Origin of the sequence: Phenylobacterium aquaticum (assembly GCF_947378715.1) — a bacterium.
Classification (GTDB): domain Bacteria; phylum Pseudomonadota; class Alphaproteobacteria; order Caulobacterales; family Caulobacteraceae; genus Phenylobacterium; species Phenylobacterium aquaticum_A.
In genome coordinates this window covers 1-16,281 of sequence record NZ_CANCLE010000087.1, presented here as the reverse complement: position 1 = coordinate 16,281, position 16,281 = coordinate 1, and the positions used below count along the sequence as shown (strand labels likewise).

12 protein-coding genes are annotated in these 16,281 nt (G+C 68.0%); 7 read left to right on the top strand and 5 right to left on the bottom strand.

Translation table 11 applies throughout. The features are described 5' to 3' along the window. Both Q7P21_RS12455 and glk read left to right on the top strand, forming a co-directional pair. A partial coding sequence (locus tag Q7P21_RS12455; RefSeq protein WP_304177314.1) for an MFS transporter occupies positions 1–979 on the top strand: 979 nt, incomplete at its 5' end. A gap of 151 nt (positions 980–1,130) precedes the next feature. Then, positions 1,131–2,132, top strand: a complete 1,002-nt coding sequence (gene glk / locus Q7P21_RS12450; protein ID WP_304171191.1) for a glucokinase — start codon at positions 1,131–1,133, stop codon at positions 2,130–2,132. A gap of 7 nt (positions 2,133–2,139) precedes the next feature. Here the strand turns inward: glk and Q7P21_RS12445 are convergent, their stop codons facing one another. Next, positions 2,140–3,834 (bottom strand): class I adenylate-forming enzyme family protein, encoded by a 1,695-nt coding sequence (locus tag Q7P21_RS12445; protein ID WP_304177312.1) that lies wholly within the window; start codon positions 3,832–3,834, stop codon positions 2,140–2,142. Positions 3,835–4,147: 313 nt separating this feature from the next. Between Q7P21_RS12445 and Q7P21_RS12440 the strand changes: the two genes are divergently transcribed. Then, entirely contained in the window at positions 4,148–5,479 is a 1,332-nt protein-coding gene (locus Q7P21_RS12440; RefSeq protein ID WP_304177310.1) for an amidohydrolase, read from the top strand. Here the strand turns inward: Q7P21_RS12440 and Q7P21_RS12435 are convergent. Further along, positions 5,476–6,960: a sensor histidine kinase gene (locus Q7P21_RS12435; RefSeq protein WP_304177308.1), complete on the bottom strand. Its 1,485-nt coding sequence runs from the start codon at positions 6,958–6,960 to the stop codon at positions 5,476–5,478. The two genes, Q7P21_RS12440 and Q7P21_RS12435, sit on opposite strands and share 4 nt — an antisense overlap. A gap of 99 nt (positions 6,961–7,059) precedes the next feature. Between Q7P21_RS12435 and uvrC the strand changes: the two genes are divergently transcribed. Both uvrC and pgsA read left to right on the top strand, forming a co-directional pair. Further along, entirely contained in the window at positions 7,060–8,925 is a 1,866-nt protein-coding gene (gene uvrC, locus Q7P21_RS12430; RefSeq protein WP_304177306.1) for an excinuclease ABC subunit UvrC, read from the top strand. Positions 8,926–8,934: 9 nt separating this feature from the next. Further along, positions 8,935–9,555: a CDP-diacylglycerol--glycerol-3-phosphate 3-phosphatidyltransferase gene (gene pgsA / locus Q7P21_RS12425; RefSeq protein WP_304171843.1), complete on the top strand. Its 621-nt coding sequence runs from the start codon at positions 8,935–8,937 to the stop codon at positions 9,553–9,555. A 9-nt stretch (positions 9,556–9,564) separates the two neighbouring features. On the opposite strand, the gene Q7P21_RS12420 is transcribed toward pgsA, so the two are convergent. Then, positions 9,565–10,425 (bottom strand): pirin family protein, encoded by an 861-nt coding sequence (locus tag Q7P21_RS12420; RefSeq protein ID WP_304171845.1) that lies wholly within the window; start codon positions 10,423–10,425, stop codon positions 9,565–9,567. A gap of 50 nt (positions 10,426–10,475) precedes the next feature. Further along, the gene (locus tag Q7P21_RS12415; RefSeq protein ID WP_304171847.1) at positions 10,476–10,973 is read right to left on the bottom strand and encodes an Lrp/AsnC family transcriptional regulator; all 498 of its coding nucleotides are present in this window, start codon (positions 10,971–10,973) and stop codon (positions 10,476–10,478) included. A gap of 141 nt (positions 10,974–11,114) precedes the next feature. Between Q7P21_RS12415 and Q7P21_RS12410 the strand changes: the two genes are divergently transcribed. Further along, positions 11,115–14,519: an indolepyruvate ferredoxin oxidoreductase family protein gene (locus Q7P21_RS12410; RefSeq protein WP_304177304.1), complete on the top strand. Its 3,405-nt coding sequence runs from the start codon at positions 11,115–11,117 to the stop codon at positions 14,517–14,519. A gap of 4 nt (positions 14,520–14,523) precedes the next feature. On the opposite strand, the gene Q7P21_RS12405 is transcribed toward Q7P21_RS12410, so the two are convergent. Continuing rightward, positions 14,524–15,384, bottom strand: coding sequence for a YwqG family protein (locus Q7P21_RS12405; RefSeq protein WP_304177303.1), 861 nt, complete (start codon positions 15,382–15,384; stop codon positions 14,524–14,526). 328 nt (positions 15,385–15,712) lie between these two features. On the opposite strand from Q7P21_RS12405, the gene Q7P21_RS12400 reads away from it, so the two are divergent. Further along, positions 15,713–16,281 (top strand): NAD(P)/FAD-dependent oxidoreductase (locus tag Q7P21_RS12400; RefSeq protein ID WP_304177301.1); only part of this gene is annotated, 569 nt, incomplete at its 3' end.

Below are 16,281 nucleotides of genomic sequence, written 5' to 3'. Positions count from 1 at the left end.
GATCGGCGGGGCCGGCACGCTCGCCGCCTATGGGCTGATCTATCAGGCGCAGGACGCCTTCGCCCTGATGACCGCGGTCATGGTGTTTCAACTGGGGTTCAACTTCCTGTTCGCGGCCCTGCTGGCGGTGATGGCCGATCAGGTGCCGGACGCCCAGAAGGGGCTGGTCTCGGCCATGCTCAGCCTGGGCTATCCCCTGGGGACCTTGGTCGGCACCTCGGTGGTCGGCGGGCTGATCGCCGGCGAGGCCCTGCGCTACATCGCCATCGCCGTGGTGCTGGTGGCCACCCTCTTGCCCTTCACCCTGGCGCTGAAGGATCGACCGGCCGCCCCGGTCGCGCGATCGCGGCCGAGCCTTGCGGCGCGGTGGAAGGCCTTCGCCATCGACCCGCGGGAGCATCCCGACTTCGCCCTGGCCTGGGCCGGACGCCTGATGGTGATCCTCGGCTTCGTGGTGGTGCAGGGCTACACGCTCTATTTCCTGCAGGACGTGTTGCACTATTCGCGCCTGTTCCCAGGCCGCACGGCGGAACAGGGCCTGGCCCTGCTGACCGCAGTGGCGGCGGTGGCCAATATCGCCTGCTCCCTGGCGGGCGGGCTGATCTCCGACCGGGTGGGGCGGCGCAAGCTGTTCGTCGCCGCCGGCGCCCTGATCCTGGCCTTCGCCATCGCCGCCTTCGCCCTGGCGCCCAGCTGGTCCACGGCGATGATCGCCTATGTCGCCTATGGCTGCGGGGCGGGTTGCTACTACGCCGTCGACATGGCCCTGATCACCCAGGTGCTGCCCTCGGCCGATGACGCCGGCAAGGACCTCGGCCTGATCAACCTCTCCAACGCCATCCCTCAGATCATCGCGCCGCTCCTGGCGGTCTGGCTGACTACGGCGTTCGGCGCGGACCTGCGGGCGCTGTTCCTGGTGGCGGCCGCGACCTGCGGTCTGGGCGGGCTGATCGTCCTGCCGATCCGCAGCGTCCGTTAGGTTCAGGTCGGCGGACACGGCGGGCTCCCGGCTGGACAGTTGTTGACAGCGCTGTCAATATATCGCTGGTTCAACGGGCGGAAACAACGGTCTTTTTGCGCGGGTATGTCCCCTCGTGAACAGCCGGCGGCCGCCAAGTCCCGAGGCGTCCATGTCCACGCGTCTGAAGACCAGCCCGATCCGCTTCGCCCTGTTGGGTGACCTCGGCGGAACCCATGCCCGCTTCGCCATCGCCGAGATCGGGCCGGGCGGCGTGATGCTGCGCGATCCGATGAGCATCAAGGCCGCCGGCCACCAGACGGCCGAGCACGCCGCCATGGCCTATATGGCGGCCATCGGCCTGCGGGAGCGGATCAGCCTGGCCATGATCGCCTGCGCCGGCCCGGTGACCGAGGACCGCGTCGCCCTGACCAATCTCGACTGGACGCTCACCGCCACGGGCCTGCGCGCCCGCCTCGGGCTCGACCAGGCCGCCCTGATCAATGACCTCGAGGCGGTGGCCTGGGCTGCGCCGGAACTGGCCGACAGCGACCTCCACACGATCGGACCGCAGATTCCCGGCGCGCCGGGCGGCGCCATCGCGGTGGTGGGAGCCGGCACGGGCTTCAACGCCGCCAGCTGGCGCAGGGTCGACGGCCGCGAGGTGGTGCTGGTGGGCGAGGGCGGCCACGCCAGCTTCGCCGCCGCCGATCCACTGGAAATGGAGGTGGTGCGTCGCCTGACCCCCCGCTTCGGCCGGGTGTCGGTGGAGCGGTTGGTCTCGGGCCCCGGGATGCTGAACCTCTATCGCACCCTGTGCGAGATCGAAGCGGTCACGCCGGCCTGTGCGCGGCCCGACCAGATCCCCGTCCTGGCCCGGACCGGTGACCGCCTGGCCCGCAGCACGGTGATCCTGTTCTGCGGCCTGCTGGGAGCCGTGGCCGGCGACCTGGCCCTGACGCTCGGCGCGCGAGGCGGGGTGCTGATCGGCGGCGGCATGGCGCCGGGCCTGTTGCCGGAGCTGGAGGCCGGCGAATTCCGCCGCCGCTTCGAGGCCAAGGGCCGCTTCCAGTCCCACCTGGCCGCCATTCCGACCCGGGTGATCCTGCACCCCCACGCCGCCCTGGTCGGCGCGGGCCGGGCCCTGCTGGCCCAGGTGGGCGAGGGAGTCTAGCTTCGGCTCAGGCGGCCTCGTCCAGGGCCAGGGTTTCCCGCAGCTCGCGCTTCAGGAACTTGCCGCTGGCGTTGCGCGGCAGGGCCTCGGCGAGGATCCAGATGTAGCGGGGCGCCTTGTGCTTGGCGATCAGGTTGGCGCAGTGGGCGCGCAGCTCATCGCCCGTGACGCTCATGCCAGGACGCAGGTGGACAGCGGCCGCCACCTCCTCGCCCAGACGCGCGTCCGGCACCCCGAACACGCTGCACTCCGCCACGGCCGGATGGCGATAAAGAGCGGCCTCGACCTCGGCGCAATAGACGTTCTCGCCGCCGCGCAGGACCATGTCCTTCTTGCGGTCGACGATATAGATGAAGCCGTCCTCGTCGATCCGGGCGACGTCGCCGGTGTGCAGCCAGCCGTCGGTGATCGATTCCGCGGTCGCCTCGGGCCGGTTGATATAGCCCTTGATGACCGGGGCGCCGCGCACCCACAGTTCGCCGACCTGGCCCTGCGGAACGGTCTTGCCGTCATCGTCCACGCACTTGACCTCCAGGGTCGGCACCGGCGGGCCGGCGCTGTCGGGGCGGTCGACGAAGAAGTCGCCGGACACCGAGGTGATGATCCCGCAGGTCTCGGTCATGCCATAGCCGGTGTTCGGCCGGGCGCTCTTCACGCTGGCGTCGATCTTGTGCACCAGGTCCGGCGGCAATTGAGCACCGCCGCCGCCCAGGCTCATCAGGCTGGAGACGTCGTGGTTTTCGAATTCCGGATGGGTGATCAGCTCGCGTGACATCACCGGCACGCCGCTCATGGCGGTGACCTTTTCGCGCTGGATCAGCTTCAGGGCCTCACCGGCGTCCCAGCGGTACATCAGCACCATGGTCCCGCCGGCGGCGGTGGTCATGTAGGCGCCGCAGTTGTTGGCGGTCACGTGGAACAGGGGGGTGGTCAAGAGCGAGACCGGGATCGGCGGCTCGGCGGGCGGCAGGGTCCCCGTGGCGCGCTGGGTCGCCAGACCCTGGGCCTGGCCGCAGGAGATCATGTTGAACAGATTGGCGACGCAGCCGCGATGGGTCAGCTGGGCGCCCTTCGGGAAGCCGGTGGTGCCGGAGGTGTAGAAGATGCAGGCGTCCGCGTCGGGGTCGATCTGGACGTCGGGCAGGGTCCCGCCAGTGGCCAGCACATCGGCATAGGGGGTGACGCCCGCCACGGGGCCGGCCAGTCGCACACCGACGATCCGGGCGTCTCCCGCCATGCCGGGCCGCTCCTGGATGCGGGCCAGGCGCTCGGCGTCAGCGAACACCGCCTTCGGCGCGGAGTCCTTGAGGGCGTAGTCCATCTCCTCGGTGGTCCACCAGGCGTTCATGCCCACGGCGGCCACGCCGATCGAGACGCAGGCCCAGTAGATCAGCATCCATTCCGGATAGTTGCGCATGGCGATCGCCACCCGGTCGCCGGGGGCCACGCCGTTCTGCATCATCCAGTTGGCGATCGAGGCGACCTGGGCGTGGGCCTCGCCGTAGGTGATGCGCTCGCCCTGATAGACCAGATAGGTGCGGTCGGCGAAGGCGGCGGTGGACAGCCAGAACTCGCGGATCGAAGGCGGGGCGTTCTTGAAGGTGCGGATCGGCACGCCACGCACTTCGGTGACGGCGATCTCGAAGGGCGCGCCCGGAGCGGTCAGCTCAGCCCACGCCTGTTTCAGCTCCTGGTAATGCAAACGCCGTTCCTTCCCTAGATCCACAACAACCCACCGTGGCCCATCTGCGCGGGCCTTTCGGAGGGGGCCTATTTCAATGTCGAGCGGGTGTCTGGCAACCTTTGATGGCCTCTGCCCGCCAATCTTTTCTCAAATGCCCGGTCGCCGACGCATTGCAAGCCCTGGCCAGCCAAATCCCCGCCGAGGGTTCCTGCCCAAAGGCGTCTTTGCGGTCACTGGCCGTGAATTCCCCGCGCGACCCCCTGGCCGGCTTTGCGGCGTGGCCGCCGGGGTGTTTAAGCTGGCGCAGTCCAAGCCAAGGTGAGTCATGTCCGTGCGCCGTACCTCCATCGCCCTGAAGTCCCTCCTGTGCGCCGGCGTGGCGACGACCCTGGCCCTTGCCAGTCCGGCCTCGGCGGCGCCGGACGTGGCGGCCCAGAAGGCGGCGATCGACGTCCAGCTGAACAAGAATTATCCGCATCTGGACGCGCTCTATAAGGACATCCACGCCCATCCGGAGCTTGGCTTCCAGGAGACGGCGACCGCCGCCAAGCTGGCCGCCGAGATGCGCGCCATCGGCTTTACGGTCACCGAGCACGTGGCCCAGACCGGCATCGTGGCGATCTACAAGAACGGCCCCGGCCCGACCATACTGGTGCGTACCGAACTCGACGCCCTGCCGATGGAGGAGAAGACCGGCCTGCCCTATGCCAGCCACGCGATCACCACCTGGAACGGCAAGCCGACCCCGGTCGATCACAGCTGCGGCCACGACATCCACATGGCGGTCTGGGTCGGGACGGCCCAGGCCCTGGTGGCGCTGAAGTCCAAGTGGCATGGCACCTTGATGTTCATCGGCCAGCCGGCCGAGGAGACCACCGGCGGCGCGCGCGGCATGCTGGCCGACGGCCTGTTCACCCGCTTCGGCAAGCCGGACATGGGCTTCGCCCTGCATGTCGGTCCTGGCCCGGATGACTCCATCTCCTATCGGCCCGGCGTGGTCACCTCCAATTCCGACAGCCTGGAAATCCTGTTCAAGGGACGCGGCGGCCACGGCTCCATGCCCAGCATGACCATCGATCCGGTGGTCGAGGCGGCGCGCTTCGTGGTCGACGTCCAGACCGTGATCAGCCGTGAGAAGGATCCGGCGGCGTTCGGCGTGGTGACGGTCGGCGCTTTGCAGGCCGGCAGCGTCGGCAACATCATTCCCGACAGCGCCTTGATCCGCGGCACCATCCGCAGCTTCGACGCCGGTGTCCGGGCCAAGATCCTCGACGGCGTGCAGCGCACCGCCGCAGCGGTCGCGGCCATGGAGGGCGCCCCGGCGCCGGATGTCCAGATCGTGGTCGGCGGCCGCGCGGTGATCAATGACGCGGCGCTCACCGAGCGCACCGCCAAGGTGTTCAAGGCCGCCTTCGGCGACAAGGCCGTGCTGGAGCCCGCGCCCGGCTATCCCAGCGAGGACTATTCGGAATTCATCATCGCCGGCGTCCCCTCGGTGTTCTTCAGCCTGGGGGGCTATGACCCGGCCAAGATCGCGGCGGCCAAGGCCAAGGGCGAGTTCCTGCCCGGCAACCACACCCCTCAGTTCGCGCCCGTGCCAGAACCCACCATCCGCACGGGGGTCGAGGCCATGACCCTCGCGGTCATGAACGCCGCCAGCTAGATCGCGGGACCGAGCGGCAGTTCGATGTGACAGCACAGGCCGTCCGGGTGGAACGCCAGGACGGCCGCGCCCGCCAGGTCCCCCCTGAGGCTGCGCTCGATCAGCCTTGAACCGAAACCCCTGTGGGTCGAGACGGCCACCGGCGGCCCGCCCGTCTCGCGCCAGTCGAGGACGAGCTTGCTCTCGGGCGCCAGACGCCAGGCGACCTCGACCCGACCCCCCGGCTCAGACAGGGCGCCATGCTTCGCGGCATTGGTGGCGAGCTCGTGGACCAGCATGCCCAGGGCCAGGGCCGCCGGCGCCGACAGGTCCACCACCCCGCCCTCCAGTCCATAGCGTTCGGCGCCGTAGGGGCTGAGCTCCATCGACAGCACGTCGCGCAGCTCGGCGCCGCGCCAGCTGGTGGCGGTCAGCAGGTTATGAGTGGCCGAGAGCGCCATGATCCGCGCCTCGAAGGCGCGGCGGAAGGCCGGAGGGTCGGGGCTGTGGCGCAGGGTCTGGGCGGCGATGGCCTGGACGGTGGCCAGGGTGTTCTTCACCCGATGGTTCAGCTCATCCAGCAGGAACTTCTGCTGGGTCTCCGCCGCGATCCGGTCGGTGACGTCGCTGCCTTCGACGAAAATACCTCGCGTCGTCCCGTCGGCGCCGAGAATCGGCTGCAGGACGAAGTCGAGGAACCGCTCCTCCTGCGGCGCATCGGTGCTGTTCTGCAGCCCGACCAGGGCGGCGCGGCCGACGAAGGGCTGTTGGGTCGCGGTCACTTGGTCAAGCAAGGCGATATAGCCCTGGTCGGCGAGTTCCGGCAGAGCCTCGGCGATGGACTTGCCCACCCATGGGCGCCCGCCGACCAGTTTCAGATAGGCGTTGTTGACCAGCTCCAGCACGTGGTCCGGCCCCGACAGCACCACCATGAAGCCGGGCGCCTGCATGATCAGGTCCCGCAGGTGCATGGACTCTTCGGCCAGGCTGGCGTTCAGCCGCTGAACCTCCTCGGCCCTTTGCAGCAACTGAGTTTCGCCCTGCCGGGGCGCGGGCGCGCCGGCCTGGGCGCGAAGCGCGGTCACATCGACCGTGTTCTGCAGCACGAAGGCGACCTGGCCATCCGGTCCCATCAGCGGCGTGTGCACCGCCGACCAGTAGCGCATCTCCATCCCCCCGCCGCGCTCCGGCGCCAGCGGGATCGCATAGGGAATAAGGGCCAGGGAATCCGGTCGCCCCGTGGCCAGGACCCGCTCCAGCGATGCGCGCAGCATGCGCCCGCCCTCGTCCGGATTGGGGAACAGCTCGAACAGCCCGCGCCCGATCAGCACCTCGCGGTTCTGTTCTGTCGCCGCGCAATAGGCGGCGTTGGCCGCGACATAGCGCAGGTCCCGGTCCAGGATCATGTAGGGGCTGGGCAGGGCCTCGAACAACGCTTCGAAGTCGACCTGCGGCCGGGCCGCACCCAGGTCAGCGCCCGGGGAATGGGACTCCATCTCCATAGTCACAGCTCCCCCTCAGCGACGCGACGCGATCCGGCGTCGACGGTTGGGTTGTTATACCCGCCTGCGCGAAGCGGCGGACTCGCCTATATGAGGGCCATGTCGATCCCTGTCACCGAGACGCCGCTGAAGGGCGCCGCCCTGATCAAGGACCAGGTGCGCCGGCTGCCGGACTCGCCGGGCGTCTATCGGATGATCGGCGAGAATGACGAGGTGCTCTATGTCGGCAAGGCGCGCTCGCTGAAGAAGCGGGTGCTGCAATACGCCCAAGGGCGGTTCCACACCCAGCGCATCGCCCTGATGGTCGACCTGACCCGGTCGATGGAGTTCGTCACCACCCGCACCGAGACCGACGCCCTGCTGCTCGAGATCAATCTGATCAAGCAGATGAAGCCCCGGTTCAACGTGCTGCTGCGCGACGACAAGAGCTTCCCCGAGATCGTCATCCGCCGCGAACACGCCGCCCCGCAGCTGCGCAAGCATCGCGGCGCCCACACCATCAAGGGCGACTATTTCGGCCCCTTCGCCAGCGCCGGCGCGGTCAACCGCACCCTCAACACCCTGCAGAAGGCCTTCCTGCTGCGGTCATGCTCCGACAGCGTCTATGAGAGCCGCACCCGGCCCTGCATGCTGCACCAGATCAAGCGCTGCGCCGCGCCCTGCACGGGCCTGATCAGCCTGGAGGACTACGGCCGGTTGGTCGAAGAATCTGAGGCCTTCCTGCGCGGCAAGAGCCGGGCGGTGATGACCCGCATGTCCGAGCAGATGCAGGCCGCCTCCGACGACATGGAGTTCGAGCTGGCCGCCCGCCTGCGCGACCGCATCCGGGCGCTCGCCTCGGTCGCCCAGGAACAGCAGATCAATCCAGAGAGCACCGACGAGGCCGATGTCTTCGCCCTGTTCGCCGAGGGCGGTCAGGCCTGCGTCCAGGTGTTCTTCTTCCGGGCCGGCCAGAACTGGGGCAACCGCGCCTATTTCCCCCGGGTCGACAAGTCCGATGAGGACCTCGACGTCATGAGCGCCTTCCTGGGCCAGTTCTATGACGACAAGCCGATCCCCAAGCTGATCCTGACCAGCGTCGAGCCATCGGAGCGGGACCTGCTGTCCGAAGCCTTCGCCATGAAGGCCGGTCGCAAGGTCGAGATTCTCAAGCCCCAGAAGGGCGAGAAGCGCCAGCTGGTCGAGCACGCCCTGACCAACGCCCGCGAGGCGCTTGGCCGCAAGATGGCCGAGAGCTCGGCCCAGACCCGGCTGCTCAACGGCGTGGCCGAGGCCTTCGGCCTGGACGCGCCGCCGGAGCGGATCGAGGTCTATGACAACAGCCACATCATGGGGACCAATGCCGTCGGCGGCATGATCGTGGCCGGGCCCGACGGCTTCCAGAAGAGCCAGTACCGCAAGTTCAACATCAAGGACACGGAGCTCACCCCCGGCGACGACTTCGGCATGATGAAGGAGGTGCTGCGTCGCCGCTTCGGCCGCCTGGTGAAGGAAGAGGAGGAGGGCGGCGAAGCCATCCGACCCGACCTCGTTCTGATCGACGGCGGCATGGGCCAGGTGGGCGTGGTTGTGGAAATCATGGCCGACCTGGGTGTCGATGACATCCCTGTCGTCGGCGTCGCCAAGGGCCCCGACCGCGACGCTGGCCTTGAGCGCTTCTACATTCCGGGCAAGCCCTATTTCATGCTCGAGCCCAAGTCGGCGGTGCTCTATTACCTCCAGCGCCTGCGCGACGAGGCGCACCGTTTCGCCATCGGCACCCACCGCGTCCGCCGCGCCGCCGACATGAAGAAGAACCCGCTGGACGAGATCGACGGGGTGGGGCCGGGCCGCAAGCGCGCCCTGCTGCACGCCTTCGGATCAGCGCGCGGCGTCTCCCGCGCCTCGATCGAGGACCTGGCCAAGGTCGACGGCGTGAACCAACCGCTGGCTCAGCGCATTTTCGATTTCTTCCGCAAGGCCTAAAGGACACGCATGAAATCGATCCCGAACATCCTGTCGGCCGGCCGGCTGGTCCTGACGCTCTTCATGTTCGTCGCCCTGGCCCTGGCGGCCGGCGGCGTGCCCTATTTCAGCGAGCGGCTGACGGTGGACATGCAGTTCTCCCTGGAACGCTGGGCGTTCTGGGCCTTCGTGATCGCCGCAGTCACCGACTTCTTCGACGGCTGGCTGGCGCGCAAGCTCGATGCGGTCACGGTCTGGGGGGCCATCCTCGATCCGATCGGCGACAAGGTCCTGGTGGCCGGCGCCGTGCTGGGCCTGATGGCGCTCGGGCCCCAGCCGATGGTGGTGCTGCCGGCGGGCCTGATCCTGTTCCGCGAATTCACCGTCAGCGCCCTGCGCGAGGTAGGGGCCGGCAAGGGGATCAAGCTGCCGGTCACCCTGCTGGCCAAGTGGAAGACCACCCTGCAACTGATCTCGCTGGGCGGGGAGCTGCTGCTGGCCTCCTGGGGCGCCTTCGACCTGCCGGCCGATCCCGGCTTGCGCGATCCCGTGGCCATGGCCATCCACGGCCTGTTCTGGCTGGCCACCCTCATCACCCTGATCACCGGCGCCCAGTACTGGGAACAGACCCGCAAGGCGCTGAAGGACTAATCCGGGCGCTCAGGGCAGGGGGATGAACTCGGCGTCGTCGGCGTCGGGCAATTTCATCCGCCCGGCCCGCCAGTCGGCCTTGGCCTGTTCCAGCCGTTCCTGGGACGAGGACACGAAGTTCCAGTCGATGAAGCGCGGGCCCACCGGCTCGCCGCCCAGCAGCATGATGATGGCCGGGGTCTGGGCGGTGAACAGCACCGGTTCGCCGGGGCTGAACACCAGCATCTGGCCCGTTCGGTAGGTGTGGCCGTCCACCTCGACCTCGCCGGCCGCCACATAGGCCGCGCGCTCGGGATATTCGGCCGGAAGCTGGGCCTTGGCGCCGGCCTCCAGCGCCCAGTGGGCGTAGAACATCGGCGAGTGGGTCTTGACCTTGGCCTCAGCGCCAAAGGCCTTGCCGGCGATCAGTCGGGCCCACATGCCGCCGCCCTCATAGGTCGGCAAATCTGCGGCGTCGTGATGGGCGAAGCTGGGGTCCGTCTCTTCCAGCGCGTCGGGCAGGGCCACCCAGGCCTGGATGCCGTGCAGGGACCCGCCATGGGCCCGCAGGTCCTCGAACCGCTCGGAGTGGGTGATGCCGCGCCCGGCGGTCATCCAATTGACCTCGCCCGGACGGATCTCCTGGGTCACGCCGACGCTGTCGCGGTGGGTGATCTGGCCCTCGAACAGATAGGTGACGGTCGAAAGGCCGATGTGCGGATGGGGCCGGACGTCGACCGTGCGCGGAAACCCCGCCTCGAACCCCTTTGGACCCATGTGGTCGAAGAAGATGAAGGGCCCCACCATGCGGTGGCCGGCCTGAGGCAGGACACGCCCCACCTCGAAGCCGCCGATATCGCGGCGGCGCTGGTCGATGACGCGTTCGATCATGGGGCTCTCCTTGAAGCTCCCGGGAACTTGGGATGGCGCGCGCCTGTTGGCTAGCCTTGGGCGCTCACATAGGGGCTGATCAGGCCCAAGGGCGCGGCGGTGGTGTTCTTCACCGAGCGGATGACGATCCGGCTCTCAATATTGGACACCAGGCCCAGGCCCAGGATCTTCTCGCGCAGAAAATTGTCGAAGGCGTGCATGTCGCGGGTCACCACCCGCAGCTCATAGTCGGCGGCGCCGGTCACCGTGGCGCACTGCACCACTTCCGGAAGCTTGCCGATCGCCTGCTCGAAGGAATCCAGATTGTCCTTGGTCGGCAGGGACAGCTTGACGGTGCAATAGACCTCGAAGTTCAGGCCCAGCTTCTCGCGGTCGAGAATGGTCACCCGACGCTGGATGACACCAGCGTCTTCCAGGCGCTTGATACGACGCCAGCAGGGGCTGGAGGACAAACCGACCCGGTCGGCGATCTCGGCGACGGACAATCCTGCGTCATGCTGGATAAGATCGAGAATCTTAGCATCGACGGCGTCGAGGGCCTCGGACAAGTTTTCCTCCTGCACTCGGTGCAAATGCGCGTCATTCTTGCCCCGGAACCGGTTGGTCGGGGCATGCCTTTAGTAAGCAATTGCGTCGAACTTGTATGATCTTGCAAGCTCTTTAGGGATCCCAAAAGGAAGGAATTTGCGATGCGGCACAACGAAGTGACGCTAGACGACAAATTTCTGCTCAAGGAGGGCCGGGTTTTCATCACCGGCGTCCAGGCCCTGCTGCGCGTCCTGATGGATCAGCGCCGGCTGGACGAGCGGTCAGGTCTGAACACGGCGGGCTTCGTCTCCGGCTATCGCGGTTCGCCGCTCGGTGGCCTCGACCAGCAGGCCCATCGCGCCGAGACCTATCTCAAGGCCGCCGAGGTGGTGTTCAAGGAGGGGCTGAACGAGGACCTCGCCGCCACCGCCGTCTGGGGCAGCCAGCAGGCGAACCTGTTCCCCGGCGCCCGGTTCGATGGCGTGTTCGGCATGTGGTACGGCAAGGCGCCCGGCGTCGACCGCACCGGCGACGCCTTCAAGCACGCCAATTTCGCCGGGACCCATCCGCGCGGCGGCGTCCTGGCCGTGGCCGGCGACGACCACACCTGCAAGTCCTCGACCCTGCCGTCGCAGTCGGAATACGCCTTCCAGGACTTCGAGATGCCGGTCCTGTCCCCGGCCGACGTGCAGGAGGTGCTGGACTACGGCCTGATGGGCTATGCCATGTCGCGGTTTTCCGGCCTGTGGGTCGGGCTGATCGCTCTGGCCGACACCATGGATTCCGGCGTCACCATCGACGTGGGGCTCGATCGCCATCAGATCACCGTCCCGACCAACTTCGCCATGCCGGCTGGCGGGCTGGGCATCCGGCTGAAGGACCAGCCGCTGGACAAGGAGCGTCGGCTCCGCACCCTGAAGATCCCTGCGGCGCTGGCCTTCGCCCGCGCCAACCGCATCGACCGGGTCGTGCTGCCCGCCGCCCGGCCGCGCCTGGGCATCGTCTGCCAGGGCCAGGCCTATAAGGACGTGGTCGAGGCCTTCGCGGCCATGCGCATCAGCCTCGAGGAGGCCGCCAGCCTCGGCGTCTCGATCTACAAGGTCGGCATGCCCTGGCCGCTGGAGCCCCAGGGGCTGAAGGCCTTCGCCGCCGGCCTCGAGACTCTGATGGTGATCGAGCACAAGCGCCCGCTGATCGAGACCCAGGCCCGGGCCGTGCTCTATGATCTGCCGGCCCATGCGCGGCCCCGGATCATCGGCAAGACCGACGAGGTGGGCCATCCGCTCCTCTCCGAGCTCGGTTCGCTCTCGGTGGCCGAGGTGGCCCTGGCCATCGCCGACCGCCTGCCGCCCGGCCCGCACATGGACCGGGTGCACGACTATCTGAGCCGCGTGTCGGCCGCCTCGATGGCCGCCGTGACCCTGGCCGCCGAGCAGCAGCGCAAGCCGTTCTTCTGCTCCGGCTGCCCACACAACACCTCGACCCGCCTGCCGGAGGGCTCCCGCGCCCTGGCCGGCATCGGCTGCCACTACATGGCCAGCTTCTCCGATCCTCAGACCGACCTGAACAGCCACATGGGCGGCGAGGGTCTGACCTGGGTGGGCGCCGCGCCGTTCACCACGGAAAGCCATGTCTTCGCCAATCTGGGCGACGGCACCTACAACCACTCCGGCTCGCTCGCCGTGCGCGCCTCGATCGCGGCCGGCAGCCACATCACCTATAAGCTCTTGTTCAATGACGCGGTGGCCATGACCGGCGGCCAGGCGGCCGAGAGCGGTTTCACCCCGGCCCAGATCACCCGCCAGCTGGCCGCCGAGGGCGTGGCCAAGACCATCATCGTGGCCGACGATCCCCGCCGCTATGACGCCGTCCGGGACCTGGCGCCCGGCGTCGAGGTCAAGCCGCGCTCGGAGCTGATGGCCGTGCAGCGGATGCTGCGCGACACGGCCGGGACCACGGTCCTGCTCTATGACCAGGTCTGCGCCACCGAGAAGCGCCGCCGTCGCAAGCGCGGCAAGCTGGAGCAGGCCGAGAAGCGGGTGTTCATCAACCCCCTGGTCTGCGAGGGCTGCGGCGACTGCTCCAAGGCCTCCAACTGCGTCTCGGTCGAGCCGCTGAACACCGAGTTCGGCCGCAAGCGTCGGATCAACCAGTCGAGCTGCAATCAGGACTATTCCTGCATCGACGGCTTCTGTCCCTCCTTCATCACCCTGGAGGGGGCGGGCAACGCCCAGGCCAAGGCGATGCCGGCGCTCACCGCCGAGTCCACGCCCCTGCCGGTGTTCGAGACCCTGGAAGGCGTGCGCAACATCGTCTTCACCGGCATTGGCGGCACGGGGGTGACGACCACCGCCTCGATCCTGGCCATGGCCGCCCATGTGGACGGCCGCGCCGCCTCCGTGGTCGACATGACCGGCCTCGCCCAGAAGGGCGGGGCGGTGTTCAGCCATGTCCGCATCGGCGAGACCGAGGACACCGTGGTCGGCGGGCGGGTGCCTGCGGCTTCGGCCCATGTGCTGGTCGCCTGTGACATCCTCTCGGCGGCGGGCCCCGACGCCCTGGCCCTCTACGCCAAGGACCGCACCGTCGCCTGCGGCAACGAGGACTTCGCCCCCACCGCCGATTTCGTCACCGACCGGGACGTACGCTTCGACTCCTCCAGCATGTCGCGCCGGATCGCGGCGGCGGCCAAGGCCTATGACCAGTGCCCGGCCCACCATCTGGCCGAGACCGAGATGGGCGACGCCATCTACGCCAATATGATCATGCTGGGCTTCGCCTGGCAGAAGGGCTTGATCCCCGTCTCGAGCCGGGCGCTCTATCGCGCCATCCGCCTGAACGGGGTGGCGGCCGAGGCCAATCTCCAGGCCTTCGAACTGGGCCGTCAGGTGGCCCATGATCCGTCCAAGCGCGGCAAGGCCGAGGCCGATGCGCCGACGCCGGAGACCATGGCGCTCGACACCCTGATCACCCATCGGTTCGGCGAGCTGAGCGCCTACCAGGACACCGCCTATGCCGAGCGCTATCGCCGCCGGCTCGAGCAGGTCTCGCTCAAGGGCTCCGAGGCCCTGACCCGGGCCGTGGCGATCAACCTCTACAAGCTGATGGCCTATAAGGACGAGTACGAGGTCGCCCGGCTCTACACGGACGGCCGCTTCGACCGCGCCCGCGACCAGACCTTCAAGGGCGGCAAGGCCAAGGTCTGGCTCGCCCCGCCGATCCTGGCGCCCAAGGACGCGCAAGGCCGGCCGAAGAAGATCGCCTTCGGCGGTTGGATGCTGGAGTTCGGCTTCCCCGTGCTGGCCCGGCTGAAGGGCCTGCGCGGCACGCCGTTCGACCTGTTCGGCCACAGCGCGGAGCGGCGCATGGAGCGCCAGCTGATCACCGACTACGAGACCGACCTCGATCGCCTGCTGAAGGGCTTCACGCCGGAACGCGGCGCTCTGGCCGTCCAGATCGCCCAGGTCCCGCAACAGATCCGCGGCTTCGGCCATGTGAAGGACGCGGCCGTGGTCAAGGCCAGGGCAGAGGCGACGAAGCTGTGGGCGCAGTGGGAGGACGCCTGACGGATCAGTAGGTCTGGGTGATCGTCACGGTCTTGGAGAAGTCGCCGGCGCGCGCGTCTGCCTCGCGGATCAGGACGTAGATCATGCCTCCGTCGCCCCAATTCATCTTCAATGCGCGGTCTGAGTCAATTTGCACCAGCAGCCGCCACGCACGTGCCGCCTTGGTGATCGCCGGCGTCGCCGTGCCGGGATCATAAGGCAGCTTTCGCCTGGCGTACTCGCACTCAAGCGGCATGCAGGTTTCCTGAATCTCGGCCGGATAGCCGCCGACCTGGTGGGACGGACCGTCCCCCTCGGTGAGATCGAAGCGGTCAAACGCGTCGGCGTCGACCTCGCGAATGTCGCCGCCCAGCCATTCAAGACTTGGTCGGGACATGCGCCTCATGAAGCCGATCCGTCGCTCGGGGTGGCGCCACTTGGCCCGCAGATCGCCTGGAGGGACCGCCGTCTCCAGTTCTTCCAGCGGCTGGTGGAGCACCAAGACCTGGTCCGCCAGGCCCCACCGGTCGTCGCGGAAAACATAGAGGCCGCCCGTCGTTGGCAGCCAATCTGGTCCGCCCGCGTCATGTGCTGCAGCGAGATCCAGTTGCAACAAAAAGCCAAGCCGTCCTTCCGGTCCCTGTGGCCAGGACGATCCCGACCGCCAGTCAGGGGCTCCGCCAATCTTCGAAAAGCCGGGGGTGTCAGCTTCGATCAACACCAAGGCAGGAGCGGTTGCCCGCGTCATTCGGCGACGGAAATTTGCTGTCCGCGTCGCCAGCTGCGGCGTCTCGACAGTGTCCATCCGCAGGGCTCTGATTTGATAGTAGACCGCGAGACCGGCCATCGCGGCCATGACGGTGAGGAACGCTAACCAAGCCACCATGTCGCCGCCCCTCCTATTCAACCTAGCATGTCATTCTTCGGTCGGACTGAACAGAACAAATAAGGAACTCCATATTCCGCTACCTGACCGCCGCCCTCGCAGCCTCGGCGATGTCGTCCACTACAGGCGGACGACGCACTGAAAGGACGTCAGCAGCATACAGTTGTAGGCAAACCTAGCTTGGAGACCCTCGGGCCCAGGGCTGTGGACAATCCAGATCAGGGGCAGGGGCGAAATTGTCGCACCCTACGCGCCTATGACGTCGCGACACCTGCCCATGCCAAGATTGTCCGTTCCGCCGTTCGGGACTTTCGGCTAACGACCGATGATGGCCGAATTCGATTTTGACGCAGTGGTGGTGGGGGCGGGCGCCGTGGGCCTGGCCTGTGGTTACGCCCTGTCCCGCCGGGGCATGACCGTAGCGGTTCTGGAAGCCGGCCCAATCATCGGCGAGGGGGTCTCAGCCCGCAATTCCGAGGTGGTCCATGGTGGGCTCTACTATCCCACCGGTTCTCTGAAGGCGCGGCTCTGCGTCCAGGGCCGCCGGGCCCTCTACGCCTTCTGCGACAGTCACAAGGTCACCTATGACCGTTGCGGCAAGCTGGTGGTGGCCACCAACGCCGAGGAGGCCGACCGGCTGGGCGCGATCATGGACCAGGCGCTGGCCAATGACGTCGAGGGCATGGCGCATCTGACCAAGGCCCAGGTCCTGGCCCTGGAGCCGGAGCTCTTTTGCGAGGGCGCCCTGTTGTCTCCGCAGAGCGGGGTGTTCGACAGCCACGGCTACATGCTGGCCCTGCAGGGTGAGATCGAGGCGGCGGGCGGGGCGGTGGTGACCTCCACCCCCTTCGAGGGCGCGAGCCCCCTGGCCGGCGGCGGCTTCCAGGTGCGGGCCGG